Raw genomic sequence first — 22,933 nt, 5'->3', positions numbered from 1 at the left:
ACATGAACACTGATCTGGTGGTCGTGGGCTCGGGTCTGTTCGGTTTGACCGTGGCGGAACGAGCGGCGCGAGAAATGGGTCTGAAGGTCACCATGATCGACCGGCGTTCCCACCTGGGCGGCAACGCCTACAGCGAGAACGAGGAGCGGACCGGGATCGAGGTGCACCGCTACGGGGCCCACCTGTTCCACACCTCGAACGAGCGCGTGTGGGAGTACGTGAACCGCTTCACCGCGTTCACGAACTACGTGCACCGGGTGTACACCCGGCACAAGGGGGAGGTGTTCCCCATGCCCATCAACCTGGGCACGATCAACCAGTTCTTCCGCGCGGCGTACTCCCCGGGGGAGGCGCGCGATCTGATCCGCGAGCAGGCCGGTGAACTGGCGGGCACGGATCCGCAGAACCTCAACGACAAGGGCATCCAGCTGATCGGGCGCCCGCTGTACGAGGCGTTCATCAAGCACTACACCGGCAAGCAGTGGCAGACCGATCCGAAGGACCTGCCCGCGTCCATCATCTCCCGGCTGCCCGTGCGCTACACGTACGACAACCGCTACTTCAACGACACCCACGAGGGCCTGCCCGTGGACGGGTACACCGCGTGGCTCGAGCGCATGGCGGACCATCCGAACATCGACGTGCGCCTGGACACCGACTTCTTCGACGACTCCCAGGAGTTCTCCAAGTCGAACGTGGTGGGCCAGGTCCCCGTGGTCTACACGGGCCCGGTGGACCGGTACTTCGACTACGCCCAGGGCGACCTCTCGTGGCGCACGATCGATCTGGAGGAGGAGGTCCTGGACATCGAGGACTTCCAGGGCACCTCGGTGATGAACTACCCGGACGAGGACGTCCCGTTCACGCGCATCCACGAGTTCCGCCACTTCCACCCGGAGCGTGACTACACCAAGGACGCGACCGTGATCATGCGGGAGTTCTCGCGTTTCGCCGAGAAGGGTGACGAGCCCTACTACCCCGTGAACACGCAGGCGGACCGCGAGAAGCTGCTCGCGTACCGGGATCTGGCCAAGGAGGAGTCGTCGGTGTTGTTCGGCGGCCGCCTAGGCACCTACAAGTACCTGGACATGCACATGGCCATCGGCTCGGCATTGTCCATGGTGGACAACAAGATCGCACCGCATTTCACCTCCGGTGCGCCCCTGAGCAGCGGAGGAGTGGACGAGTGAGCAGCGAACGCGTGGAACAGGCCAGCCAGCCCGAACCGCAGACCACGGATGACCAGGAGTACCTGGCCAAGATCAACACGGAGCCCAGCACGGCGGAGGACCTGCGGGAGGTGGCCCGGGTCGTGTTCCCCGCGAACAAGGACTTGGACGCCCTGCCGCTGTACATCGACGGTCCCATCAACCGGGACGGCCCGTCCTCGGCCGGCGCCGACACCGCCAACCAGCACCCGGACGACATCATCTCGCGCCGTTCGGTGCGGATCCGGGCCGGGCGACGCGTCTCGTTCGGCTCCTACTTCAACGCGTTCCCGGCGTCCTACTGGCGCCGCTGGACCGTGGCCGAGTCCGTGGTGCTGCGCGTGCGCACTACGGGTGCCGGATCGCTCATCGTGTACCGCACGAATGCTCGCGGGGTCGCGCAGCGCGTCGAGGACCGTCGGGTCAGCGGGAGCACCACGTGCGAGTTCGAGCTCACGCTGGCCCCGTTCGGTGACGGTGGCTGGTACTGGTTCGACCTGATCGCGGACGAGGAGGGCATGGTCCTGGACGCGGCGTCCTGGCTCGTGCCGTCCCATGGCCGTCCGGTGGGCCGGGTGACCCTGGGTGTGACGACGTTCAACCGCCCGGACTACTGCGTCAACACGATCAAGACCATTGCCGAGGCGGACGGCCTGGACGAGGTCCTCGACGAGCTGATCATCGTGGACCAGGGTAACAAGCTGGTCCAGGACGAACCCGATTTCCCGCAGGCCGAGAAGGCCATGCGCGGGAAGCTGCGGATGATCCGGCAGGGGAACATGGGCGGTTCCGGTGGTTTCGCCCGGAACATGTACGAGGTCGTGCGCGGCCGGGACACCCCGAACGGCGTGGAGAAGTCCGACTACGTCCTGATCCTGGACGACGACATCCTGCTCGAGTCCGAGGGCGTGCTGCGGGCTACTGCGTTCGCGGACATGTGCCACACCCCGTCCATCGTGGGCGGGCACATGTTCGACATGTACAACAAGCCCCTGCTCAACGCGTACGCGGAGGTCGTGAACCCCTACCGGTTCTTGTGGGGTCCCATCGACGGCCTGGGTGGCGTGGACTTCGCCGAGCGCGGTCTGCGTTCGCGCCCCCAGCTGCACCGGCGCTGGGACGCCGACTACAACGGCTGGTGGATGTGTTTGATCCCGCGCGTGGTCCTCGAGGACATCGGGCTGTCCCTACCCGTGTTTATCAAGTGGGACGACTCCGAGTACTCGCTGCGCGCGAAGGCCGCCGGCTACCCGACCATCTCCCTGCCGGGTGCGGCCGTATGGCACGTGTCGTGGGCGGACAAGGACGACGCCGTGGACTGGCAGGCGTACTTCCACGAGCGCAACCGCTTGATCGCGGCCCTACTGCACTCTCCGTTCGCCAAGGGCGGGCGGATGCTGCGCGAGTCCCTGACCACGGACACCAAGCACGTGGTGTCCATGCAGTACTACCCGGCCAAGTCCGTGTTGCTCGCGATCCAGGACGTCCTGGACGGCCCGGACGGGCTGCACGCCATGCTGCCCACCCGCATGCCCGAGATCCGCGCCATGAAGGACGAGTACTCGGACGCGCGCGTGGTCAAGGACCCGGCCACCCTGCCGCCGGTCCGGCGCAAGAAGCCCCCGCGCACCATGGGGGCTCCCAAGTCTCCGACCAAGGCGCAGCTGATCCCGTGGGCGGTGCGCACTGTGCTCAAGCAGACGCTGCGCCCCGTGCGGGACATGGCCAAGGAGTACCCGGAGGCCAGCGTGGCGCACATGGACAGCCACTGGTCCTACCTCGCGTCCCTGGACTCGGCGATCGTCTCCAACGCGGACGGCACCGGGGCGTCCTGGTACCGCCGGGACCCCGCTCAGGTCCGTGAGCTCATGGTGGAGAGCGTCAAGCTCCACGCCGAGTTGCTCTCCCGTTGGGACGCGCTGAGCGAGCAGTACCGCGCCGCCCTCCCGGAGATCACCTCGGTGGACGCGTGGGCGCGGACTTTTGCGGAGAACGGCCCCGCGCAGTAATTTGGCCCCTGCACGACGCCGCACGCAGACTTCCGCGTGCGGCGTCGGCGTGTATCCGGTCACGGCGCACAACGGCCCGTGCGAGGAAAGGACGGCAGATGGAAATGCAAGCCCCCGCGACGCAGTTGCGGCCTCCGGGGCAGGACCGCGGCCTGCGGGACGTGTTCGCCAACAGGTTCCTGCTCAAGCTGATCGTGGACAAGGAGATCCAGATCAGGTACCGCGGCACGGTGCTGGGTCTGTTATGGTCCTACCTCAAGCCGGGCGTGCAGTTCTTGGTGTTCTACATCGCCATGGGCGTGTTCCTGGACCTGAACCGGGGGATCGAGAACTTCGCGGTCTACCTGTTCTCGGGGATCGTGGTGATGAACCTGTTCGGTGAGGTCTTCGGCAACGCATCGCGTTCGGTGGTGGCCAACGGTGGTCTGCTCAAGAAGATCTACCTGCCACGGCAGTTGTTCCCGGTGTCCAACCTGCTGGTCGCGTTCATCCACTTCGTCCCGCAATTGGCCATCCTGCTGCTCGCGTGTTTCGTGACCGGGTGGCGCCCGGACCTCAAACAATTGCTGGCCGTGGTCGTGGGGACGCTCATCATCGCCCTGTTCTCCCTGGCCCTGGGCATGTTGTTCACCACGTTCAACGTGTTCTTCCGGGACGCGGAGAACATCGTGGACCTGATCGTCATGGTATCCACGTGGGCCTCGCCCGTGCTCTACATGTGGACCATGGTGCGGGAGAAGCTGTGGGACTGGGTGTACTACGTCTACATGGTCAACCCCCTCACGGTGGCCGTGGAACTGTTCCACTACGGGTTCTGGTTCCCCACCACGGACAACCCGCAGATCTGGCACGTCCCGCCCCATCTGATGACGGGCTGGACCCCGTTGGCCATCGTCACCAGCCTGATCCTCTTCGTGATCGCGGACCGGCTGTTCCGGTCCCAAGAGGGCAACTTCGCGCAGGAGCTGTGAATCATGTCTAGTTCAGTCACGCCGCACACCCCCGAGCGCACCGAGGCGGACGTCGCCATTCGGGTCAGGCACATGACCAAGGAGTTCGTGCTGCGCCACACCCGCTCCATGAAGGAGGCCTTCGTGTGGCTCGTGAAGGGCCGCAAGGGGGACCTCACGGCCAAGTTCACGGCACTCAACGACGTCTCGTTCGACGTCTACGACGGCGAAACCGTGGCGCTGCTGGGCTTCAACGGTTCGGGCAAGTCCACGACCCTGAAGATGATCTCCGGGGTCATGAACCCCGACTCTGGGGAGGTGCTCACGCGGGAGCGCGTCGCGGGGCTCATCGAGGTGGGTGCGGGTTTTCACCCGGACCTCACGGGCCGCGACAACGTCTACCTCAACGGTGCCATCTTGGGGATGGACAAGGCGGAGATCGACGCTAAGTTCGACGACATCGTGGCCTTCTCCGAGATCGCCGAGTTCATCGACACCGAGGTCAAGTTCTACAGCTCCGGCATGTACTTGCGCCTCGCGTTCTCCGTGGCCATCCACACGGACCCCGAGGTGTTCCTGGTGGACGAGATCCTCTCCGTGGGGGACGAGCCGTTCCAGAAGAAGTGCATCGGTCGGATCAAGGACCTCGTACGCCGGGGCAAGACCCTCGTGGTGGTCAGCCACGACCTCAACCTCGTGATGGACATCTGCGAGCGCGGGATCGTGATGGACCACGGCAACAAGGTCTTCGACGGCAACGTCTACGGCGCCGTCGCCCACATGCGCAACCAGCCGGAGGAGGAGGTGCGCCGCGAGCACGCGGAAGGCCTCGCGCGCGCTCTGGAGGACAAGCGCCGCAAACGCGAGTGGCAGGCCCGCGAGGCCGCCGAGCGTGGCGAAGAGTTCGTGCCCCAGTACGATCCGGACCTGGACGGGCCCCTGGCCGGCTGAGCCCGCCCCCGCTTCCCGACCTTCGGACGACGCCGTCGCCGCGAGATTTCCTGTCTCGCGGCGGCGTCGTCGTGTGCCGAAGGGCCGCTCAGTCGCAACCGGTGATCTCGTACAGCTTGGCCTCGGGACCGGTCTGGGCGATCAACTCGAACCCGTTCTCGGGTGTGAGCTCGGAGTAGCCGCTCGTGTCGAAGTACGCGAACGGGTTGACCTGTTGCGTGCCGAAGTCCAGGACGAACTGGACGTGGTGGCGGCGCAGCGCGGGGCACACCGCGGGATCGGTCGTGAGCTCGTCCAGGTGGTGGACGATCGTGGAGACGTCCTTGTCCGCGATCAGGCCGTTGTGCGGGATCAGCACGTCCACGCCCGCGACCGAGTAGGCCTGGGAGGTCCCGGTCAGGGGATTGCCGTACACCGTGGCTCCCGGGGGAACGTACTCGGGTAGCTCGTGCAGAAGCTGCAGCTCCTCCGGGGTCAGCAACTGGTAGTCGACCCCGCTCGCGTACTCCGTCTTGCCGTACTCCACGATGTCGGTCATGGGTTGCGTCTGGATCAGCATCCACCCGACGACCACGGCGAGCACCCCGCCCACCACGGCCGCGCCGCGGGAACGCACCACGGGCCGGATCCGAGCGGCGGTGTCCCGCACGGCGGGGGAGGCCCGGCGGCTGCGCGCGGCCCGGCCGAGGGTCTGGCGCACGTGGGAGACGATCCAGTGCAGGATCGCCACGGCACCCGCGGTGGCCAGCGGCACCGCGACCACGGGGATCAACGCCAGGATCCGGTGAGAGTCGTTGTACCAGACACCGGTCCAGTCGTAGCGGAAGGAGTAGTCCCGCGAGGCGGCCACCAGGACGTAGAGCCACACGAGGAACAACCATGCTCCCACCACCCAGCGGGAGGTGTGGCGCAGCAGGCTCCCCGCGCCCACGAGGACCAGCAGGACCAGGACCCACGGTAGGTGGGGGGCGTCCGGGTGCACGGTCGCGAGGGCCTCACCCAGGGCCTGCGCCTCGGTGACGTGGGGCCGCCACGAGGACGCGGTCTGCGAGGCGCGCGCGGCGAACCAGATCTGCTGCAGCACCGCGGGCATCGCCACAAGACCCACGGCCCCGAGGACCTTGATCCACCACGGGCGGGTCCGGCGCACCGTGCGCCACCACGCGGTCACGAGCATGATCCACAGCAGCGCGAGACCCACCACCACGGTGGAGGGGTGGGCGAGACCCATGGCGCCGGTGACCGCGAGCAGGGTCAGCCACAGGGCGAGTTTCGAGCGCAGGTAGGGCTCCCGGGACAGCCCCAGGGCATCCGCGAGCAGACCCAGCCACAGGGGCAGCATGGCGATGGAGAGCGTGTTGGGGTACAGGTTGCCGTAGAAGCTCAGCAGGTACGGGAACGCGGGGAAACTGGATGCCATCAGCCCCGTGGCCACCGCCACGGCGGGACGCGAACCCAGCAGCCGGGTGGTGAAGTACAGGCTCCCCAGCACCCACACCATGCCGCACACGATCATGGTCATGGCATTCGCCGTGAGCGCCACGGGCAGGTCGGCGACCTGGGCCACGAACGCCACTGTGTTGTGCCACGCCGCCGGGTAGAAGCTTGGTTCCACGACGCCCAACCCACCCAGGGTCAGGGAGGACGCGGACCCGGTGTCCTCGATGTAGCGCACCGCGTTGTAGTGGAAGTTCGCGTCGTAGGTCTGAGAGATGGCATCGGGGCGCTGCATGATCAGGTGCAGTCGCTGCACCACGATCCCGATCCCCAGCACCGCACCGCACACCACGGCCACGGCGGAGCTATTGATCCGTTCCCGCAGCGGGACGGTCCCGGCCCACGGACCGGTGCGGCGGCGTCGTGAGGGCCACAGCACGAGCCACAGGATAACGGCCGCGACCACGAACGCCGCGGACGCCGTGAGTGGGTTCCACGGCACGCCCGCGAAACCAAAGATGACGGCGGAGACGGAGAAGCCGGCCACGGAAAGCGGCACCACCGACGCCCATCGGGCGAGCCCCCGCAACCCCAGGGCCACGCTGAGCAGCGTGCCAGGGAGGACCACGAGGAGTGCTACGAGAGCGTACGGGGGAAGTGCTTCTGGCCAGCTCAAGGGATCCATGACTCCAGATGTCAACGGGGCGGGGTACGTGGGAAGTTTAGTGGACGGGGCTGGCGGGGGCTCGTGCACACCCCACAGGGTGCAATCGGGCGGTGCCCGCCCGCCGGGGAAGTCGGAGACGCCAGCGAGGCTCCCCGCAGACGCCCTGCTGGGACGGCGCCGGCACGCCTGTGGCTCGGTCGCGCTATGGAACAATGGTCGGGTGAGTCGAGCGTGGATTGTGATGCCCGTGTACAACGAGGCCCAGGTGGTGGGGGAGGTTCTGGAGAACCTCCGCCGGACGTTCCCGCATGTGGTGTGCGTGGACGACGGCTCCCGTGACGACTCCGCACGGATCTGCCGCGAGGCCGGCGCCGTGGTGGTCCAGCACCCCATCAACCTCGGTCAGGGTGCCGCCCTGCAGACGGGTTTCGAGTACGCGCTGCAGGACCCCGAGATGGACTGCGTGGTCACGTTCGACTCCGACGGCCAGCACCGGGTGATCGACGCGTACGACATGGTTCAGCGCATCCGCTCCGGTGAGGCCGAGGTGGTCCTGGGCTCCCGGTTCCTGGACGACCGCACGCAGGTCTCACCGCTAAAACGCCTCGTATTGCGCACCGCGGCGTTCGTGTCCAAGTTCACGAGCGGGATGGACCTCTCCGACGCCCACAACGGGTTGCGGGCCATCGACCGGGGGACCCTGGGCAAGATCCAACTCAAGCAGAACCGCATGGCCCACGCCTCCGAGATCGTCAACCAGTTCGCGCAGATCCAGCCCCGGTGGGTCGAGCACCCGGTGGAGATCATCTACACGGAGTACTCCAAGGGCAAGGGCCAGTCTCTGCTCAACGGTGTGAACATCCTGACCGAACTGTTCGTGAAGTAGCGGGAGCCCCCACATGACCATCGTGGTCCAGATCGTCCTCATCCTCGCCGTGGCGTACGGTGCGCTCACGCTCGTGCGCGGCGGGGCCAACGCCAAGCACCAGGCGATCCGCCGGCTCGCGGCCGTCGCGTTCTTCGTCTTCGCGGCCATCTCGATCCTGGTCCCGGACCTCGTCACGAACGTCGCGCGGTTCCTGGGCATCGGCCGTGGTACGGACCTGGTGCTCTACGCGCTCGTGGTGCTGTTCATGGTCACGCAGTACACCACAGCGCAGCACCGCCGTGCGGAGGAGGTCAAGCTCACCCGCATCGCCCGGCACATCGCCATCTCGGAGACCGAGAAGCCCTGGGAGCCCGACACTGCCCACGGCGAGCGCCGCTCGGTGCGCGCCTTCCGCCACACCTCGCCGCTGGGTCGGCCGGTGGAGGCGCCATCGTCGGGGTACTCGTCCGGGCACAACGCCGCTGGGCCGGGTTCCGCACAGCAAGAAAATACCGGGCTATAGGCCGGAGGCCCACACCCGGTACATAGTCATTTTACTCCCCGACATCGGGCCCAGCGATGCCGGGCTGGGAGGCATGGTCATACATCCTCAAGCCGAGGCACGCAGTCTTCCTCTCGGTCAGGAAATCGGGCACACCACATCGTTGGGCGACATGGTTTGCGAGCAGGGCCTTGGGCGACCGGGAACCGGCGAGTCCCGCTGTGAGACGTTATTTATCCCGGTCGGATCGCCCCTATGAGTAACCGTTCGAACAGCTTCAGGTAGGCCGTCCACGGATCTGCGAACGGTGCCACCGGGTCGGCAGGATCTCGAGCAGCGACGCAACAGAAGAAACGGAAGTCGCTGTCGGCCAAGACGGTGTCCACGAAGCCCTCGTAAGTATTGAGGGCGCCCTGGGTGAGATCCGTGAGGTGGAACTTGCCGTAGTCGTGGGTTCGGTCTCGGTACTTCTGCATGCTGCGCAGAACCCGGGGAGGCCCGGGTGAAGGAGAAGGCTGACAGCGAAGAATCCGTCTCGGGAGATCGAGCCTGTTTCGTCGAGAAAAGCGAGAGAGGGGGGTGGGTCTTAGGCAGAAACAGGTGCTTGGCCACTCTTCCCTCCTTCCATCGGTGGCGTCACCTTAAGGCGGGCGGATCGCACGCTCATTCTCAACTTGCGCCGTTGGCCCCGCACGGAGCTCGTGCTGCAAAGGACCAAGTCTCTCAGTCACGTCGCGGCGACCAGCTCGGCCGGACTAGCTGTAGGAGGCCAGGACGTTGTTGACGCGTAACGGTGTCGCGGATGCTGGCGGGCGACCGTCGTGTGCGCTGTGGGGTCGGTGGTAGTTGTAGTGCAGGTTCCAGGTGAGCAGCCCGTCTCGGCGTTGCTGTTCTGAGGACCAGGCTTGGGCGTAGAGGAAATCCTCGGCGAGGATGCGGTTGTAGCGTTCGATCTTGCCGTTGTGCCGCGGCGTGTAGGGCGTGATGCGCTGATGTCGGCTGCCGTCGAGAGCGGCAGCGAATGCCTGCGAGCGATAGCAGGCTCCGTTGTCGGTCACGATCCGTTCGATGGCGACGATGCCGTGGGCGGCGAACCAGTCGCGGGCTCTGGCCAGGAACTCAACTGCGGTGATGCCCTTCTCATCGTGGGGGGGGCTTCCGTGTACGCCAGTCGCGAGTAGCCGTCGATCGCGGAATGCAGGTAGACGTATCCAGCCCGCGATCCGCGCCGCTTCGCGCGGTCGACCGCTTTGGCTTGGGGGGCTACCCTTGCTGTGAATGCGCCAGCCGCCACCGTCCGGGATCCGGCCGACCTTCTTCACGTCGATGTGGACCATGTGACCGGGTCGCTCGGCAATGATGCGCTGCGGTTCGCGGTTTGTCTCGCCGGTCGGGTCGATGAACCGCCGGTGGCTCAATCCGAGATGCCCCAGCAATCGAGTCACGGTCCTGCGGCTGAGGCAGACCCCTTCCCGCTCAAGTTCAAAAGCGATGCGAGATGCCGACCATTTGTGCTCGCGGCGCAACCACTCGACCCGCCGGACGACCGCACCCGACGTGGCGGTCGGCTGCCGCAATGGCCTCGAGGAGCGGTCGAGCAGACCCTCGTCGCCGAAGGCTCGGTGCCGATTGACCCATTTCGAGGCCGTGGCACGAGATAGGCCCATCTCGGCCGCGACGTGTGAAATCGGCCGCGTCTGGCAGCGCTCAATCAGTCGGCGGCGGCCCTCCAAGGTGAGCAGACTGTTCCGGTGAAACATCATCCACCCGTCATTCGAGGTTGGCCCGGCCCCAGATCCGCATTGCCTCGCGAATGATTTCGGCGTTGCTCTCACCGCCGTAGGTTGCGGCGAACCGAGGATCGGCCACATACAACTCGGAGAGCCCGGTATAGGCCTCACGGTCGGGTTCTCTACCTCCCCAGTACGCCGTAACCCACCGATGATGGTCCGCGACCAAGCTCTGGAAGCGGGAGCCGTTCGGGCCCTCGCCATCCTCGGCCGCGGCCCGCAACGCCGCGTTGACGTCGCGGCTCTTCTTTTCGTCGGCTTCCCGTTGTTCGTCGGTCATGGCGGCGAGTCGCTGAGCGCTACGCTCCCACGCCGCGTCACCCCAGCGGGTGCGCACTTCGGTCTCGTACTGACTCTGGTCGACGCCTGCGAAGACTTCCTCGATGGACATGGACTGGCCCTTCTTCACCGTCTCGAGCGTGTGTCGGACGACGGCGATCTGTTCGTTGGTTCTGTCTCGGCGCTCTTCCAGGAGCCCGAGATGCGTTTCGATGGCGTCAGCGAGAGAGGTCTCGTCATCGAGCGCGAGTTGGATGGTCGCGAGGGGGAGTTCGAGCGCGCGGAGCGACAGTATTCGATAGAGCCGTGAGATCTCGGCGTCTCCGTAGAAGCGGTATCCGTTGCTCGCGACCCGCGAGGGGAGGAGCAGCCCGATCTGCTCGTAGTGCCGGAGCGTTCGACTGGTGAGCCCGGTCGCCTTCGCAAGGTCTCTGATCGGCCACTCCGTCACGTTGCTCTCCTCAGCCTTGGTTCCAGTTCGGGGCGGCTGCTCCCTCGGGCAGCTCGAAGTCACCGGTGATCTGATCGCTCGCCCAGGCCTGCGCGGCAGCCTGATCCGCCACACGCGGAGCGGTCAGAGTGACCGCGTTCCCGTCCTTGTCCGTGAACGTGACGTCGGTCGTGAACCACGGAGTATCGAGCGGCCCCGCGACCTCGGCACCCGCCGACCGAAGGCGATCAGCGACTTGCCCGAGGTCGACGTCGCCCGCCGCAAACGACGCGGATACTGACCCGCGCACCGCTACGCCCTGGGTCATGAGGATGTCCTGGTACTTCTCCCGGCGCAGATGCACAAGCGACGGCACACCGCCCGGCCCCGGGATGGTCGCAAGCGTCACGAACCCCGCCGAGGCATAGAGCGCTTCGGATGCTGCTAGGTCGCTGACCACGAAGTTCACGAACATTGGCATCACATAGATCGACCGGTCAATCGCCGGCCCGTCGTTCTCAGTCATGAACATCACCCTGTCGGTTGACGTTACGACAGAGTCAAGCCGTCGCTCTAACATCCAAGCCCCATGTCTGGCAGTGACCACGCCGAGGCGCCGACGCCGTCAACAACCTCATGGCCAACAACAACTAGCGAGTCCTGCCCCATTGGTGTGATGCCCATCATGCTCGATGCAGTTGCATAGTGGGTCGAAACATGACGCCCATGGCCGGGTTCATCGGTGCACGTCAGCGGGATTATCCACAGACCGGGTGCCGTGTCGTGTCGATCAGCTGTGATTTCCCCTAGCGTTCCCTGCAGAGTTGACCAGCCGGTAACGGGTTCGAAGGAATCCCAGGGGGAGTCATGGCCGTAGGGGTCGCCGAGGACGCGATCGGGTTGATCGAGGCGGATGTGCGTGAGCAGATCCGGCGCAGCGGGTTGGATCCGTTGCATGAGGTGGAGCCCACCCGTCAGATCGTGGCCGCTGTGGTGGCGGAGTACGACGTGCGTTCGGCGCGTGCGGGGTTGCCGCGGGTGCAGGACCTTGAGGCTGCCCGTAAGACGGTGCTGGACCTGGTGGCCGGGTACGGTCCGTTGCAGCCGTTCCTGGATGATCCCGAGGTCGAGGAGATCTGGATCAACGGCCCGACCGAGATCTACATCGCCCGCGACGGCGAATCCGAGCTGACGAGTCTCGTGCTGAGCGAGTCACACGTGCGCACCCTCGTGGAGCGCATGCTCAAGTCCTCGGGGCGCCGCCTGGATCTGAGTTCCCCGTTCGTGGACGCCTCCCTGCCGGACGGTTCCCGGTTGCACGTGGTGATCCCGGACGTCACCCGGGCGCATTGGGCGGTGAACATCCGCAAGTTCGTGGCACGGGCCCGCCGCCTGGAGGATCTGGTGGGGTTGGGCTCGCTCACCACCCAGGCCGCGCAGTTCCTGCATGCGGCGGTGGATGCCGGGTTGAACATCCTGGTGTCGGGGGCCACCCAGGCCGGGAAGACCACCCTGCTCAACTGCTTGTGCGCGGCGATCGGCCCGCGGGAGAGGGTGATCACGGTCGAGGAGGTCTTCGAGCTGAAGGTGGCGCTGCGCGACGTCGTCGGCATGCAGTGCCGCCAAGCGAACCTCGAGGGCACGGGCGAGATCCCGCTGCGCCGGCTCGTGAAGGAAGCGCTGCGCATGCGCCCGGACCGGTTGGTCGTGGGGGAGGTGCGCGAGGCCGAGAGCCTGGACATGCTCATCGCGCTGAATGCCGGGCTGCCGGGGATGTGCTCGCTGCACGCCAATTCTGCCCGCGATGCCGTGACCAAGATCTGCACCCTGCCGCTGCTCGCGGGCGAGAACATCAGTAGCGCGTTCGTGGTACCCACCGTGGCCTCGTGCTTCGACCTGGTCGTCCATTGCCACCGCGCGCCCTCGGGTCACCGGTACGTCGCCGAGATCCTGGGCATCGGTAACCGGGTGGAGAACGGCGTCATCGAGACGTACCCGATCTTCCGTTTACAGGACGGTGCCCTGCGCGCGGTGGCCTCGGAGCTGCCCTCGGCCCACAAGTTCACGCGCGCGGGTTATTCTCCGGCGTCGCTGATTCACGACGACGCTCCGGCGAGTACCGCGTCCGACGATGCCAGCCGCAACGCCACGCCCGCGGACGACGCGTCGCGAACGGGGCGGCGAGACCCATGAGTGCGTTGTTCGGAGTACTGCTGGGAACCGGGGTGTTCCTCGTGTGGTGGTCGTGCTGGACCCGGCCACCCGCCGCGCGGACCAAACACGCGCGGGCAGGCTACCTCCCCACCCTGTTGTTACGGGCGGATCTCCCGGGCCTGTCACCCGCGGCGTTCATCGGGCTGAGCCTGCTTCTCGCCCTGGTGGCGGGGGTGTTGATCCTGGCGCTGACGTCCGCCGCGGTGTTCGGCCTGTGCGTCTTCCTCGTGACACTGTGCCTCCCGCTGTGGCTCGTCAAACGGCGCGCACGACGTCGCACGGCCGTCCTGCGCGAGGTCTGGCCCGACGTCGTGGACCACGTGCGCTCCGCGATCCGCGCGGGAATGGGCCTGCCCGAAGCCCTGATGCAACTGCAGTACCGGGGACCGGAACCCCTGCGACCCGCGTTCGCCCAGTTCGCGGCCGACTACCGTGCTAGCGGTCAGCTCCACGGGTCGCTGACCATGCTCAAGCAGCGGCTCGCCGATCCCGTGGCGGACAACATCGTGGAGGCGCTGCGCGTGACCCGCGAGGTGGGCGGCACCGATCTGGGGAAGTTGCTGGGCACCCTGTCCGAGTTCCTGCGGGAGAACGAACGAACCCGCAGTGAACTGGAAGCCCGGCAGTCCTGGACCGTGAACGCCGCTCGGCTGTCCGTGGCGGCACCGTGGCTCATCCTTGCGCTCATGGCCACCCAACCCGCAGCGGTCCGCGCCTACAACACGGCCACCGGCGCCGCCGTGCTCCTGGGCGGGCTCGCGATCTCGGTGCTGGCGTACCAGCTCATGCTGCGCCTGGGCGCCTTACCCACCGAGCGGAGGGTGCTGCGATGAACCTCACCGTGCTGTCCGGGGTGCTCGGACTCGTCCTCTCGCTGGGACTGTGGCTCATCCTTGCCGCGGCCAAGGCAGTGGGAGCGCCCAGCTTCGCGGACCGGATCGCCCCGCAACTGCGTGCCGCGGAGCTCTCCGCCGGACTCGGGGACAACCCCTGGCGCTCACGGCGCTCCCGCGGCCAGTCCCTGACGGGTGCGGCGGGCAACGCCCTCATGCACTGGATCCTTCAGCGCGCAGCGCCCCTGTTCTCCAACGCGGACGTCCTCGCCCGACGACTCGTGCGGGACGGTTCCCGTAAGGACGTCATGGACTACCGCGCCGAACAGGTGCTCTTCGGTGTGGCCGGAGCGGTCGTGGGCAGCATGATCGGAACGGCCCTGGTGCTGCGGGCGGACGTGAACATCGCGATCCTCGCCGTGGGTGCCGTCCTCGGTGCGGGGACCGGTGTATGGCTGCGTAACTACCTCTTGAGCCGCAGTATCCAGCGCCGGGAGAAGCGCATGCTCGCCGAGTTCCCCGCCGTGGCAGAGCTCATGGCGCTCGCGGTAGGCGCCGGGGAAAGCACCGTAGGCGCGCTCGAACGGGTGTGCCGGGTCGCGGAGGGCGAGTTGGTCGGGGAATTCCGAGCGGTGCTCGCCCAGACGCACGCCGGGTCCGGATTGACGACGGCGCTGCAGGACTTCTCGGCGCGCACCGACGTCGTGGCGCTGGGCAGGTTCGTGGACGGCATCGTCGTCGCCATCGAACGGGGCACCCCGCTCGCTGACGTGCTGCGAGCCCAAGCTCAGGACGTGCGGGACCACGACAAACGGGTCCTGATGGAGATCGCCGGCAAGAAGGAGATCGCGATGCTCGTCCCGGTCGTGTTCTTCATCCTGCCGTTGAGCGTGATGTTCGCGGTGTTCCCCGGACTCGCGGTGCTGGACCTGGGGTTCTGACGGATCGGCTCCCGAACCCACTGACTACACAAGGAGAAAATCATGAAACACCTGATGCGCTGTCATGCGGCCACCGTGTGGCTGCTGACCGTCTCCCTGCCCGCCCGGCTCGCACCGAGTGATGACCACCCGGATCGGGGGGACGTACCCGGCTGGGTCATGCTTACGCTCATGTCCGCGGTGCTGGTGGCGGGGTTGTTGCTGATCGCCCGGCCCGCCTTGGAGGGGCTGTTCCAGGATGCCATCAACCGCGTCTCGGGCCTCTGACCCCGCGCTCGACCTGGACGCCGGCAACGCGGTGGCCGAATACGTCATGGTCCTCGCGCTCGCGATCGTGCTGTTCGGCCTCATTCTGCAGGTCGGATTCGCGCTGCACGTGCGCAACACCCTGATCGACGCCGCCGCGGCCGGGGCCCGGTACGCGAGCCTCGCGGACCGCACCGACGAGGACGGCATCGCCCGCACGCGCGGGATCATCACCGACACCGTGGGCGCGAATTATGCGCGGGACATCTCCGTGTCCCGTACCAGCGTGGGGTCACTGCCGGCGGTCGAGATCCGTGTGGTCTCGCCCCTACCGGTCGTGGCCACGCTGGGCCCGCCGCGCGCGCTGGAGGTGAGTGGGCATGCGGTCGACATGGATTCGTGAGGTCCTCGCGCGGCGCGGTTCCGGGGACGATCCGGACCGGGGGAGCGCGATCGTGGAGTTCATCGGACTGGGCCTGCTATTGCTCGTGCCCGTGATGTACCTGGTGGTCACGGTGGCCCGGGTCCAGGCGGGCTCGCTCGCCGTGGTCGCGGCGGCGGACCAGGCGGCTCAGGCCGTGTCCGTTCTCGAGGCCAAAGACCTCAACCGCGTAAGGGTGCACGACGTCGCCGCCGTTGCGGCCCAGGATCACGGTTTCGACCCGCGGGACCTCGCTGTGACGGTGAGCTGTTCGGACGGGACATGTGAGACACCCGGTTCGGTGGCCCGGGTTCACGCCACCGTCACTGTGGAACTCCCCTTGATGCCGGGGTTCGTCACAGCCAGGATCGCCACGCTGTCCTCGGACGTCACCGTGATCGCGGGGCGGTACTCATGATGCGCGCAATGCTATCCGGCCGCGACGTGATGCGGCTCTTCATCGGTATCGCGACTGCGCAGATCGACGACCTCGACGGGCCGCGGCCACACGAATGCCCGGCGCAGGGGACGAGTCAGGACCGCGATGAACCGCATCGTGCGAACCCCGAGGATCCTGACTCCGGTCAGACCACGATCGTGCTGATCGGTTTCGCCCTGGTGACTCTGCTCCTGGTGGTCACAGTCATGGCGATCACCAGCGTGTACGTGGGGGAGCGGCAACTTCAATCGCTCGCCGATCGGGCGGCGGGGGCCGCCGCGGACACGTTCACGAACGTGGACCGCTCCGGTTCGGGTCCGCCCACACCCATCCTCACGAACGGGGCGGTGGCCGCCTCGGCCACGAGTTACCTGGGGACCGTGGGGGCTTTCCACGATGTCAGCGGGCTGTCCCTCGCGGCGCCCACGGGATCGGCGGACGGGACGACCGCCCAGGTCACGCTCTCGGCCGTGGTGCATCCGCCGGTGGTCAACGTGTTCATCCCAGCGGGTGTCCCGATCAGCGCCACGGGGGACGCGCGAGCCGTCATGCAGCGGTGATTCACCTCACCCGGTTTGCCGTCTGACCAGCGGTTTCACAGGTGACGTGTTGTGTACCGTTGACGCGTCACTGGCGGAGTGACTTTCCGTGATAAGTAGGACTGCCATGACCGATGCTCCGACCACCACAACCGACACCGCACGCGCAACCTCCTGGGCCGTCGTCCAGCACGACGGTGCTCCCTCGGTGTCCGTGGGCCTCCTGATCCTGCGCCTGGGCCCGATGCCCCAAACGGCCCGATGACGGGTGCCGTCACGAGTGACGTTCCGCCATTAGCGAGGCCCCGCTACAAGCGAGGTGTCGCTATGAACCACGCACCGCTAGGAGCACGGCAACGCTACGCGTGATGCACCGCACTGAACGAAGCACCGATATGACGAAGGCACGGCCGGGAGATTCCCGGCCGTGCCTTCGCCACATTGCAGTGGACGTGACTCAGCGGCGCAGCATACGCAGCAAGCGACGGGCGGTGGCCACCCGGCGGTATGCGGCCACGGGAGGCACCACGCCGATGAGGCGGCGGGTGGCCTGACGGCGCACGGTGGAGCGCAGCACCTGACGCAGCACGGGGCCCAGGGTGGATCGGGAACGGCTCATGACAAGACGACCTTTCGAAGGAGGCGATCAGTACTGCTCATGGTTCCGCGGCAGGACCGCGGAGGTGTCGAACGCTTCTCGTTGGCTCACGGTACCGGTGCGGTCGATCACCGTGACGTGCTGCGCGGAACCGCGCTGCGAACCGCCGGTGATGTCCGCACCCGAATCGGCGACCACGTTGATGAGCTCCACTGTGGGCCCCACGTGCACGTCGTCGAGCAGCACGGAGTTGCGCACCACGGCCCCGGCCTCGATCACGCAGTTCTGGCCGATGATCGAGTGTTCCACGGTGCCAGCCACCCGCGCCCCGGGGGCCACGTACGAGCGGGAGACCGCGGCGTCGTCGGCGATGAATGCGGGCGGGAGAGCAACCTGGCCGCTCCAGATGGGCCATGCGGGATCGTCGAGGGTCGCGCCGTCACCGTCGATCAGCTGCATCTGCGCGGTCCAGTAGGACTGGACGGTCCCGAGGTCCATCCAGTACCCCAGGTGCCGGTGCTCGACCACCCGGTGGTGTTCCAGGACGTAGGGGATGAGGTCCTCGCCGTAGTCGCCCAGCTCGCCCAGTTCGGACTGCAGGGTGTCCAGCGCCGACAGAAGCACGTCCGTGGAGAAGAGGAACATCTCACCGGCCACAAGGTTGCCCTTGGGCTCCTCGGGCTTGTACGCGAACTCGGTGACCTGGCCGACTTCATTGGTGCGCACCACGCTGTAGCGGGAGGGATCCTCGGGGACCTCGGTGGTGACCATGGTCAGATCAGCGCGCTTGGTCAGGTGGGTGTCCACCACGGACCGGAAATCGATCGTGTAGAGGTGGTCCGCGGAGAGCACGAGGACCAGATCCGGGTTCGCCTTACGGATGATGGTGCTCTGGCGGTAGATGGAGTCCGAGTTGCCGCTCGCGAAACCCTCGCCGTGGGACCCCTCGTACGGCGGCAGGATCTGCAGCCCGCCGTGGGAGCGGTCCAGGTCCCACGGGCGACCGCCGGCCATGTAGGCGTTGAGGTCGTGGGGCAGGTACTGCTGCACCATCCACACGTCGGGGATGCGCGAGTGCGCCAGGTTGGACAGGGACACGTCGATCAAGCGGTACGTGCCGCCCACGGGCAGCGCGGGCTTGACCACGTGATCGGTCAGGGTGCCCAGTCGAGACCCCTTGCCTCCCGCCAGGATGAGTGCGAGTACGGTGGGGCGTTCCATCGGCGGGCTCCTCAGCAGCGGGGTCGCAGGCAATCGTACCGACTCACGGACCCGGGGGGCCATGACGTAAAGTGATGTGTCATGGCCTCCATTGACTACGCTGCAGAAATCCGTGCCCTCCGAGCCATCTACGACTCCGTGGCGGCGGTCAGCGACGTCGAGTCCATGAAGAAGCAGATCGCCGTCCTGTCCGAGCAGGCCGCGGCCCCGGACCTGTGGGACAACCCGGACGAGGCCCAGAAGGTCACCTCGCAGCTCTCGCACGCGCAGAGCAAGCTGGACCGGCTGAACAAGATCCACGGGCGCATCGACGACCTCGAGGTCATGGTGGAGCTCGCGGAGGACGAGGACGACCAGGAGACCCGGGACGCCTCGGCCGTGGAGCTCGAGTCCATCCGCAAGGCGCTGTCCGAACTGGAGATCCAGACCCTGCTGGCCGGCGAGTACGACGAGCGCGAGGCCGTGGTCACCATCCGCTCCGGTGCCGGTGGTGTGGACGCCGCGGACTTCGCGGAGATCCTCATGCGCATGTACCTGCGCTGGGCGGAGCGTCACGGATACCCCACCAAGGTCCTGGACACCTCCTACGCGGAAGAGGCGGGTCTGAAGTCCGCCACGTTCGAGGTCAAGGCGCCCTACGCGTTCGGGACCCTGTCCGTGGAGGCGGGTACGCACCGGCTCGTGCGGATCTCCCCGTTCGACAACCAGGGGCGGCGCCAGACGTCCTTCGCCGCGGTGGAGGTCATCCCGCTCATCGAGTCCGACGACACGATCGAGATCCCGGAGTCCGAGCTGAAGGTGGACGTGTTCCGCTCCTCGGGTCCCGGTGGTCAGTCCGTGAACACGACCGACTCCGCGGTGCGCATGACCCACATCCCCACGGGCATCGTGGTGTCCATGCAGAACGAGAAGTCGCAGATCCAGAACCGCGCGTCCGCGCTGCGTGTGCTGCAGTCCCGCTTGCTGCTGTTGCGCCAGGAGGAGGCGGACGCCAAGAAGAAGGAGATGGCGGGGGACGTGAAGGCATCCTGGGGTGACCAGATGCGCTCGTACGTGCTCAACCCCTACCAGATGGTCAAGGATCTGCGCACCAACTACGAAGAGGGCAATCCCAGTTCCGTGTTCGACGGCGGGATCGACTCGTTCATCGACGAAGGCATTCGCTGGCGCGCGGACGCCCGCCAGCACGACGAGGACTAAGGGTTCCACGCCGCACGACGACGCCACCGCGCCCGGCAGGTGCCCCGCGCACCCGGGCCGGGACAGCGGCGTCGTCCCCGGCGAGACCCGGTGAAGGAAGAACAGGCCGATGGCCAAGAAGAACGCTGATGACGGCCGCCAGATCGTGGCCAACAACAAGAAGGCGCGCCACGACTACAACATCTACGACACCTACGAGGCTGGTCTGGCGCTCATGGGGACCGAGGTGAAGTCGCTGCGCATGGGGCGGGCGTCCTTGGTGGACGCGTTCTGCCAGTTCGACAACCGCGGCGAGCTGTGGCTTGAACACGCCCACATCCCGGAGTATCTGCAGGGCTCGTGGACCAACCATTCCGCGCGGCGGCGGCGCAAGCTGCTGTTGCACCGCTCCGAGCTGGACAAGATCGCGGGCAAGACGCGCGAGGCCGGTTACACCATCATCCCGCTGTCCCTGTACTTCGTGGACCACAAGCGCGTGAAGGTGGAGATCGCGGTGGCCCGCGGTAAGCGCGAGTACGACAAGCGTCAGACCCTGCGCGAGAAGCAGGACAACCGCGAAGCCCAGCGCGCCATGCGCTACCGCAACATGCGCGGCTGAGCCCTTTGACTCACGGCGTCCCGGCCGGTCCCTCCAGTGCGAGGTGCTGGCCGGTCCAGTTCCTGCGCAACCAGCGGTCGTGGGAGGCCACGAGCACGGTCCCCGGGTAGTCGGGCACCGCCGCCTCGAGCTGCGTGGCGAGCACGAGTGAGAAGTGGTTGGTGGGCTCGTCCAGCAACAACACGTGCGGCGGGTCCGCGAGCAGCACCGCCAGGGCGAGCCGACGCCGCTGTCCCACGCTGAGCTCACCGACCCGCCGGTTCTCGTCCCGCCCGGCCAGCAGACCGAACGTCCCGAGGGGAACGGTCTCCGCGCGATCCTCTCCCACGAGCTCATGGTAGATATGGGCCGCCGTGTGCCCCGGGTCGGCGCCGGGCAGTGTAGAGTCCTGATCCAGTAACCCCACGCGTATGCCGGGTGCGACGTGCACGGAACCGCTCGTGGGTTCCAGTCGCCGGGCGAACAGGCTCAGCAGGGTAGATTTGCCCACGCCATTGGGACCCGTGATGAGCCACGACTCACCCGCGCTCACGGTCAGGGACGCGGATGCCATCCGTCCCGCGACCTCGGCCGCGGAGGCGGTCAGTACCGGACCCGTGCGGTGCAGTGCGGCCTCCGATCCGGACAAACCCGCGGTGAGCCCCTGGAAGAACAGCTCCCGGGGTGGCTTGCGGATCTGCTCCTCCTCGAGCGTGGCGAGGCGTGTGCGGGCGTCGTTGACCCGGCGCGAGATCACGGTGGCGTTGCGGTCCGCGTAGAACTTCGCGGCCATCCGTGTCTCGGAGCGTGGGGTCCAGTTCGCGTGGCCCACGCTCTGCTGCTCCCTGACCGCGGCCCGTAGCTTCTTCAGTTGCGCCTGTTCGTCCCGGTACGTGCGTTCCCAGCGCTCGCGGGCATCCATGCGGGCGAGCACGTACTGGGAATAGGTGCCGCCGAAGCGGGTTACGCCGATGCCCGTCCCGGTGCCGTCACCCACAAGATCCGAGGTGACGGCATGCGGTCGGGGTGCGGGGTCCAGGTCCACGAGCGAGCTCACGGCGGTGTCCAGGAATGCGCGGTCATGGCTCGCCAGCAGCACCGGTCCGTGCCACGACCGCAGGGTCGCGCGCAGGAAGTTCGTGGCGGCGTCGTCAAGGTGGTTCGTGGGTTCGTCGAGCAGCAACACGTCCGGGGTGGAGAGCAGCAGCCAGGCCAGGGACAGCCGTGAGCGCTGTCCGCCGGACAGGGCGCCCGTGGGCCGGTCGCGATCCACGCTTCCCAGGCCGAGCCCGTCCAGGGTGACGTCGATGCGGGTGTCCACGTCCCACGCGTCGACCCGTTCGGCAGTGTCCAGGGCGGCGGCGTACGCGGTGGCGGCGCCCTCGTCCTCCGGGGCGCGGGTGAGGGCGTCAGCTGCGCGGTCGACGGCGGATGCTGCGTCCCGCACGGCCCGCACCGCCGACTCCACGGCCTGGGCCACGGTGTCGGGCGGCGCGAAGGGGGGTTCTTGGTGCAGTAGGCCCACGCGCAGCGGATCGCCGGGGCCGACGGCACGGACCTCACCGGCGTCGGGCGCGCGCAGGCCCGCCATGATGCGCAGCAGGGTGCTCTTGCCGGAACCGTTCTCTCCGATCAGACCCGTGGGATCACCCGCGGTCACGGAGAAGCTGATGTCCGTGAACACCCGGTGGGAGCCGTAGGAGGCGGAGACGCCGGACACGCGGAGGTGCGCGGCCGTATTGGGGGTGGCGGGGGAATGCGGGGGATGAGCCATGGGTGTCCTCGGATAGCCGGGATCCCCGCCGGGCAGCGGCCACGGGCGCGGGGAGGTCGAATGGCTCATCGGAACATGCGTTACACCCTAGGGCATCCCGCGGGGGAGGTCCAGGGTGGTGCAGCACCGGGGGTGTCAGCGCGGGCCGTGAGGGCTCGCCGTTCTCCGAGCCTGTTCCCGGAGCCTGGGCCTTGGGGGTCGCGGGGTCCGACGTGAGGGGGCTCGGTGGTTGAGGTCCGGCGCATGAGTGGGTCGGTGCATGGGGCCGGGGGTTCAGGGGCCCACGGCGAGTTGACGGTTCGGCCCGGGCGGGCGTATTCTTATGTGTCCACGCGCGGGCGGATCTGTAAGTGTCGCAGGCACGTGGAAGATCATTGAAAAATGAATACGGGGATGATCGGTTTCGACGATGTGAGTTGAGACAGGGGAAGCGGGTCGAGGATGCAGAGTTATCTCGTAAACGCTCTCTGTAAAACAATAAGTGCCAAATCCAAGCGCACTGACTTCGCTCTCGCTGCGTAAGTAGCGACAGCAGTCTGGCAGCCCAGGTTCACCTTCGACCTGGATCCTGCCATCAGCTAGAAGGTCACTGCTGCGGACGCAGGTTACGGGCGTTCGTGGGACTTCTACGTAACTGAGTTCGGCGGCCACTCGTGTGCGAGATGGCCGGAACTGAGAAACCTGTAAGCACACTGCACCCGGAGAAGCCCTGACAATGCTGCATCGGACGGGGGTTCAATTCCCCCCATCTCCACCGTCGTCCTGTCCCAGGATGTGAGAAAGACCCTGAACCAACGGTTCAGGGTCTTTCTGTTTGCCTGAGCCCGGCAACATCTGTG

23 protein-coding genes and 1 other RNA gene are annotated in these 22,933 nt (G+C 66.9%); 16 read left to right on the top strand and 8 right to left on the bottom strand.

All coding sequences use genetic code 11. The features are described 5' to 3' along the window. Positions 1-2: 2 nt before the first annotated feature. The 4 genes from glf to IE157_RS10340 all read left to right on the top strand — a co-directional run bounded on the left by glf (position 3) and on the right by IE157_RS10340 (position 5,118). Positions 3-1,190 carry a UDP-galactopyranose mutase gene (gene glf / locus IE157_RS10355; protein WP_035965266.1) on the top strand — a complete coding sequence of 396 codons (1,188 nt, stop codon included), beginning with the start codon at positions 3-5 and terminating at the stop codon, positions 1,188-1,190. Continuing rightward, a complete protein-coding gene (locus IE157_RS10350; protein WP_193519905.1) occupies positions 1,187-3,217 on the top strand; it encodes a glycosyltransferase in 2,031 nt (676 codons plus the stop codon). Before glf ends, IE157_RS10350 begins: the two co-directional genes overlap by 4 nt. A 98-nt stretch (positions 3,218-3,315) precedes the next feature. Continuing rightward, positions 3,316-4,188, top strand: coding sequence for an ABC transporter permease (locus IE157_RS10345; protein WP_193519904.1), 873 nt, complete (start codon positions 3,316-3,318; stop codon positions 4,186-4,188). A gap of 3 nt (positions 4,189-4,191) precedes the next feature. Beyond that, a complete protein-coding gene (locus IE157_RS10340) occupies positions 4,192-5,118 on the top strand; it encodes an ABC transporter ATP-binding protein (protein WP_193519903.1) in 927 nt (308 codons plus the stop codon). 88 nt (positions 5,119-5,206) lie between these two features. Here the strand turns inward: IE157_RS10340 and IE157_RS10335 are convergent, their stop codons facing one another. Next, the gene (locus tag IE157_RS10335; RefSeq protein ID WP_145006302.1) at positions 5,207-7,240 is read right to left on the bottom strand and encodes a DUF6541 family protein; all 2,034 of its coding nucleotides are present in this window, start codon (positions 7,238-7,240) and stop codon (positions 5,207-5,209) included. Between the two features lie 202 nt (positions 7,241-7,442). Between IE157_RS10335 and IE157_RS10330 the strand changes: the two genes are divergently transcribed. Next, positions 7,443-8,108, top strand: coding sequence for a glycosyltransferase family 2 protein (locus IE157_RS10330; protein WP_193519902.1), 666 nt, complete (start codon positions 7,443-7,445; stop codon positions 8,106-8,108). 13 nt (positions 8,109-8,121) lie between these two features. Next, a complete protein-coding gene (locus IE157_RS10325) occupies positions 8,122-8,613 on the top strand; it encodes a DUF2304 domain-containing protein (RefSeq protein ID WP_193519901.1) in 492 nt (163 codons plus the stop codon). Between the two features lie 212 nt (positions 8,614-8,825). On the opposite strand, the gene IE157_RS10320 is transcribed toward IE157_RS10325, so the two are convergent. The 4 genes from IE157_RS10320 to IE157_RS10305 form a co-directional block, all read right to left on the bottom strand. Continuing rightward, a complete protein-coding gene (locus IE157_RS10320; RefSeq protein ID WP_193519900.1) occupies positions 8,826-9,068 on the bottom strand; it encodes a hypothetical protein in 243 nt (80 codons plus the stop codon). 279 nt (positions 9,069-9,347) lie between these two features. Further along, positions 9,348-10,355 carry an IS481 family transposase gene (locus IE157_RS10315; RefSeq protein WP_318281433.1) on the bottom strand — a complete coding sequence of 336 codons (1,008 nt, stop codon included), beginning with the start codon at positions 10,353-10,355 and terminating at the stop codon, positions 9,348-9,350. 7 nt (positions 10,356-10,362) lie between these two features. After that, positions 10,363-11,112: a MerR family transcriptional regulator gene (locus tag IE157_RS10310; RefSeq protein WP_193519899.1), complete on the bottom strand. Its 750-nt coding sequence runs from the start codon at positions 11,110-11,112 to the stop codon at positions 10,363-10,365. 10 nt (positions 11,113-11,122) lie between these two features. Further along, on the bottom strand, positions 11,123-11,617 hold the full coding sequence (locus IE157_RS10305) for a VOC family protein (RefSeq protein WP_193519898.1): 495 nt from the start codon (positions 11,615-11,617) through the stop codon (positions 11,123-11,125). Between the two features lie 341 nt (positions 11,618-11,958). Here IE157_RS10305 and IE157_RS10300 point away from each other — a divergent pair, with 341 nt between their 5' ends. Genes IE157_RS10300 through IE157_RS10270 form a run of 7 tightly spaced genes read left to right on the top strand, consistent with a single transcriptional unit; the run spans position 11,959 to position 16,745 of the window. Beyond that, entirely contained in the window at positions 11,959-13,284 is a 1,326-nt protein-coding gene (locus IE157_RS10300; protein ID WP_241180774.1) for a CpaF family protein, read from the top strand. Next, positions 13,281-14,138 (top strand): type II secretion system F family protein, encoded by an 858-nt coding sequence (locus IE157_RS10295; RefSeq protein ID WP_193519897.1) that lies wholly within the window; start codon positions 13,281-13,283, stop codon positions 14,136-14,138. Before IE157_RS10300 ends, IE157_RS10295 begins: the two co-directional genes overlap by 4 nt. Then, positions 14,135-15,079 carry a type II secretion system F family protein gene (locus tag IE157_RS10290; RefSeq protein WP_193519896.1) on the top strand — a complete coding sequence of 315 codons (945 nt, stop codon included), beginning with the start codon at positions 14,135-14,137 and terminating at the stop codon, positions 15,077-15,079. Before IE157_RS10295 ends, IE157_RS10290 begins: the two co-directional genes overlap by 4 nt. 42 nt (positions 15,080-15,121) lie before the next feature. After that, a complete protein-coding gene (locus IE157_RS10285) occupies positions 15,122-15,346 on the top strand; it encodes a hypothetical protein (RefSeq protein ID WP_094067118.1) in 225 nt (74 codons plus the stop codon). Then, positions 15,318-15,728 carry a TadE/TadG family type IV pilus assembly protein gene (locus tag IE157_RS10280; RefSeq protein ID WP_064845826.1) on the top strand — a complete coding sequence of 137 codons (411 nt, stop codon included), beginning with the start codon at positions 15,318-15,320 and terminating at the stop codon, positions 15,726-15,728. Before IE157_RS10285 ends, IE157_RS10280 begins: the two co-directional genes overlap by 29 nt. Further along, positions 15,706-16,164 (top strand): hypothetical protein, encoded by a 459-nt coding sequence (locus IE157_RS10275; RefSeq protein ID WP_231885499.1) that lies wholly within the window; start codon positions 15,706-15,708, stop codon positions 16,162-16,164. The genes IE157_RS10280 and IE157_RS10275 overlap by 23 nt, the downstream gene beginning before the upstream one ends. 8 nt (positions 16,165-16,172) lie before the next feature. Further along, positions 16,173-16,745, top strand: coding sequence for a pilus assembly protein TadG-related protein (locus tag IE157_RS10270; protein ID WP_231885500.1), 573 nt, complete (start codon positions 16,173-16,175; stop codon positions 16,743-16,745). 436 nt (positions 16,746-17,181) lie between these two features. Here the strand turns inward: IE157_RS10270 and IE157_RS10265 are convergent, their stop codons facing one another. Both IE157_RS10265 and IE157_RS10260 read right to left on the bottom strand, forming a co-directional pair. Continuing rightward, complete coding sequence (locus IE157_RS10265) at positions 17,182-17,343, bottom strand: hypothetical protein (protein ID WP_156523380.1); 162 nt, start codon at positions 17,341-17,343, stop codon at positions 17,182-17,184. A 27-nt stretch (positions 17,344-17,370) separates the two neighbouring features. After that, complete coding sequence (locus IE157_RS10260) at positions 17,371-18,543, bottom strand: glucose-1-phosphate adenylyltransferase family protein (protein WP_145006320.1); 1,173 nt, start codon at positions 18,541-18,543, stop codon at positions 17,371-17,373. Between the two features lie 81 nt (positions 18,544-18,624). Between IE157_RS10260 and prfB the strand changes: the two genes are divergently transcribed. Further along, on the top strand, positions 18,625-19,743 hold the full coding sequence (prfB, locus tag IE157_RS10255) for a peptide chain release factor 2 (RefSeq protein ID WP_193519895.1): 1,119 nt from the start codon (positions 18,625-18,627) through the stop codon (positions 19,741-19,743). Between the two features lie 109 nt (positions 19,744-19,852). After that, the gene (smpB, locus tag IE157_RS10250; RefSeq protein ID WP_035964713.1) at positions 19,853-20,341 is read left to right on the top strand and encodes an SsrA-binding protein SmpB; all 489 of its coding nucleotides are present in this window, start codon (positions 19,853-19,855) and stop codon (positions 20,339-20,341) included. Positions 20,342-20,351: 10 nt separating this feature from the next. Here the strand turns inward: smpB and IE157_RS10245 are convergent, their stop codons facing one another. Beyond that, entirely contained in the window at positions 20,352-22,094 is a 1,743-nt protein-coding gene (locus IE157_RS10245; protein WP_193519894.1) for an ABC-F family ATP-binding cassette domain-containing protein, read from the bottom strand. Positions 22,095-22,483: 389 nt separating this feature from the next. On the opposite strand from IE157_RS10245, the gene ssrA reads away from it, so the two are divergent. Continuing rightward, positions 22,484-22,851, top strand: a transfer-messenger RNA (tmRNA) gene (ssrA, locus tag IE157_RS10240). The last annotated feature ends 82 nt before the right edge of the window (positions 22,852-22,933 follow it).

The sequence above is a fragment of the Kocuria marina genome (assembly GCA_014652975.1).
Taxonomy (GTDB): Bacteria; Actinomycetota; Actinomycetes; order Actinomycetales; family Micrococcaceae; genus Kocuria; species Kocuria marina.
This window is presented reverse-complemented; position numbering and strand designations above follow the sequence as displayed.

Coding starts and splice junctions, on each gene's coding strand:
- glf (WP_035965266.1), top strand. CDS start 3: ATGAACACTGATCTGGTGGTCGTGGGCTCGGGTCTGTTCGGTTTGACC.
- IE157_RS10345 (WP_193519904.1), top strand. CDS start 3,316: ATGGAAATGCAAGCCCCCGCGACGCAGTTGCGGCCTCCGGGGCAGGAC.
- IE157_RS10340 (WP_193519903.1), top strand. CDS start 4,192: ATGTCTAGTTCAGTCACGCCGCACACCCCCGAGCGCACCGAGGCGGAC.
- IE157_RS10335 (WP_145006302.1), bottom strand. CDS start 7,240: ATGGATCCCTTGAGCTGGCCAGAAGCACTTCCCCCGTACGCTCTCGTA.
- IE157_RS10325 (WP_193519901.1), top strand. CDS start 8,122: ATGACCATCGTGGTCCAGATCGTCCTCATCCTCGCCGTGGCGTACGGT.
- IE157_RS10320 (WP_193519900.1), bottom strand. CDS start 9,068: ATGCAGAAGTACCGAGACCGAACCCACGACTACGGCAAGTTCCACCTC.
- IE157_RS10315 (WP_318281433.1), bottom strand. CDS start 10,355: ATGATGTTTCACCGGAACAGTCTGCTCACCTTGGAGGGCCGCCGCCGA.
- IE157_RS10305 (WP_193519898.1), bottom strand. CDS start 11,617: ATGACTGAGAACGACGGGCCGGCGATTGACCGGTCGATCTATGTGATG.
- IE157_RS10300 (WP_241180774.1), top strand. CDS start 11,959: ATGGCCGTAGGGGTCGCCGAGGACGCGATCGGGTTGATCGAGGCGGAT.
- IE157_RS10295 (WP_193519897.1), top strand. CDS start 13,281: ATGAGTGCGTTGTTCGGAGTACTGCTGGGAACCGGGGTGTTCCTCGTG.
- IE157_RS10290 (WP_193519896.1), top strand. CDS start 14,135: ATGAACCTCACCGTGCTGTCCGGGGTGCTCGGACTCGTCCTCTCGCTG.
- IE157_RS10285 (WP_094067118.1), top strand. CDS start 15,122: ATGAAACACCTGATGCGCTGTCATGCGGCCACCGTGTGGCTGCTGACC.
- IE157_RS10280 (WP_064845826.1), top strand. CDS start 15,318: ATGCCATCAACCGCGTCTCGGGCCTCTGACCCCGCGCTCGACCTGGAC.
- IE157_RS10275 (WP_231885499.1), top strand. CDS start 15,706: ATGCGGTCGACATGGATTCGTGAGGTCCTCGCGCGGCGCGGTTCCGGG.
- IE157_RS10270 (WP_231885500.1), top strand. CDS start 16,173: ATGCTATCCGGCCGCGACGTGATGCGGCTCTTCATCGGTATCGCGACT.
- IE157_RS10265 (WP_156523380.1), bottom strand. CDS start 17,343: ATGAGCCGTTCCCGATCCACCCTGGGCCCCGTGCTGCGTCAGGTGCTG.
- IE157_RS10260 (WP_145006320.1), bottom strand. CDS start 18,543: ATGGAACGCCCCACCGTACTCGCACTCATCCTGGCGGGAGGCAAGGGG.
- prfB (WP_193519895.1), top strand. CDS start 18,625: ATGGCCTCCATTGACTACGCTGCAGAAATCCGTGCCCTCCGAGCCATC.
- smpB (WP_035964713.1), top strand. CDS start 19,853: ATGGCCAAGAAGAACGCTGATGACGGCCGCCAGATCGTGGCCAACAAC.
- IE157_RS10245 (WP_193519894.1), bottom strand. CDS start 22,094: ATGGCTCATCCCCCGCATTCCCCCGCCACCCCCAATACGGCCGCGCAC.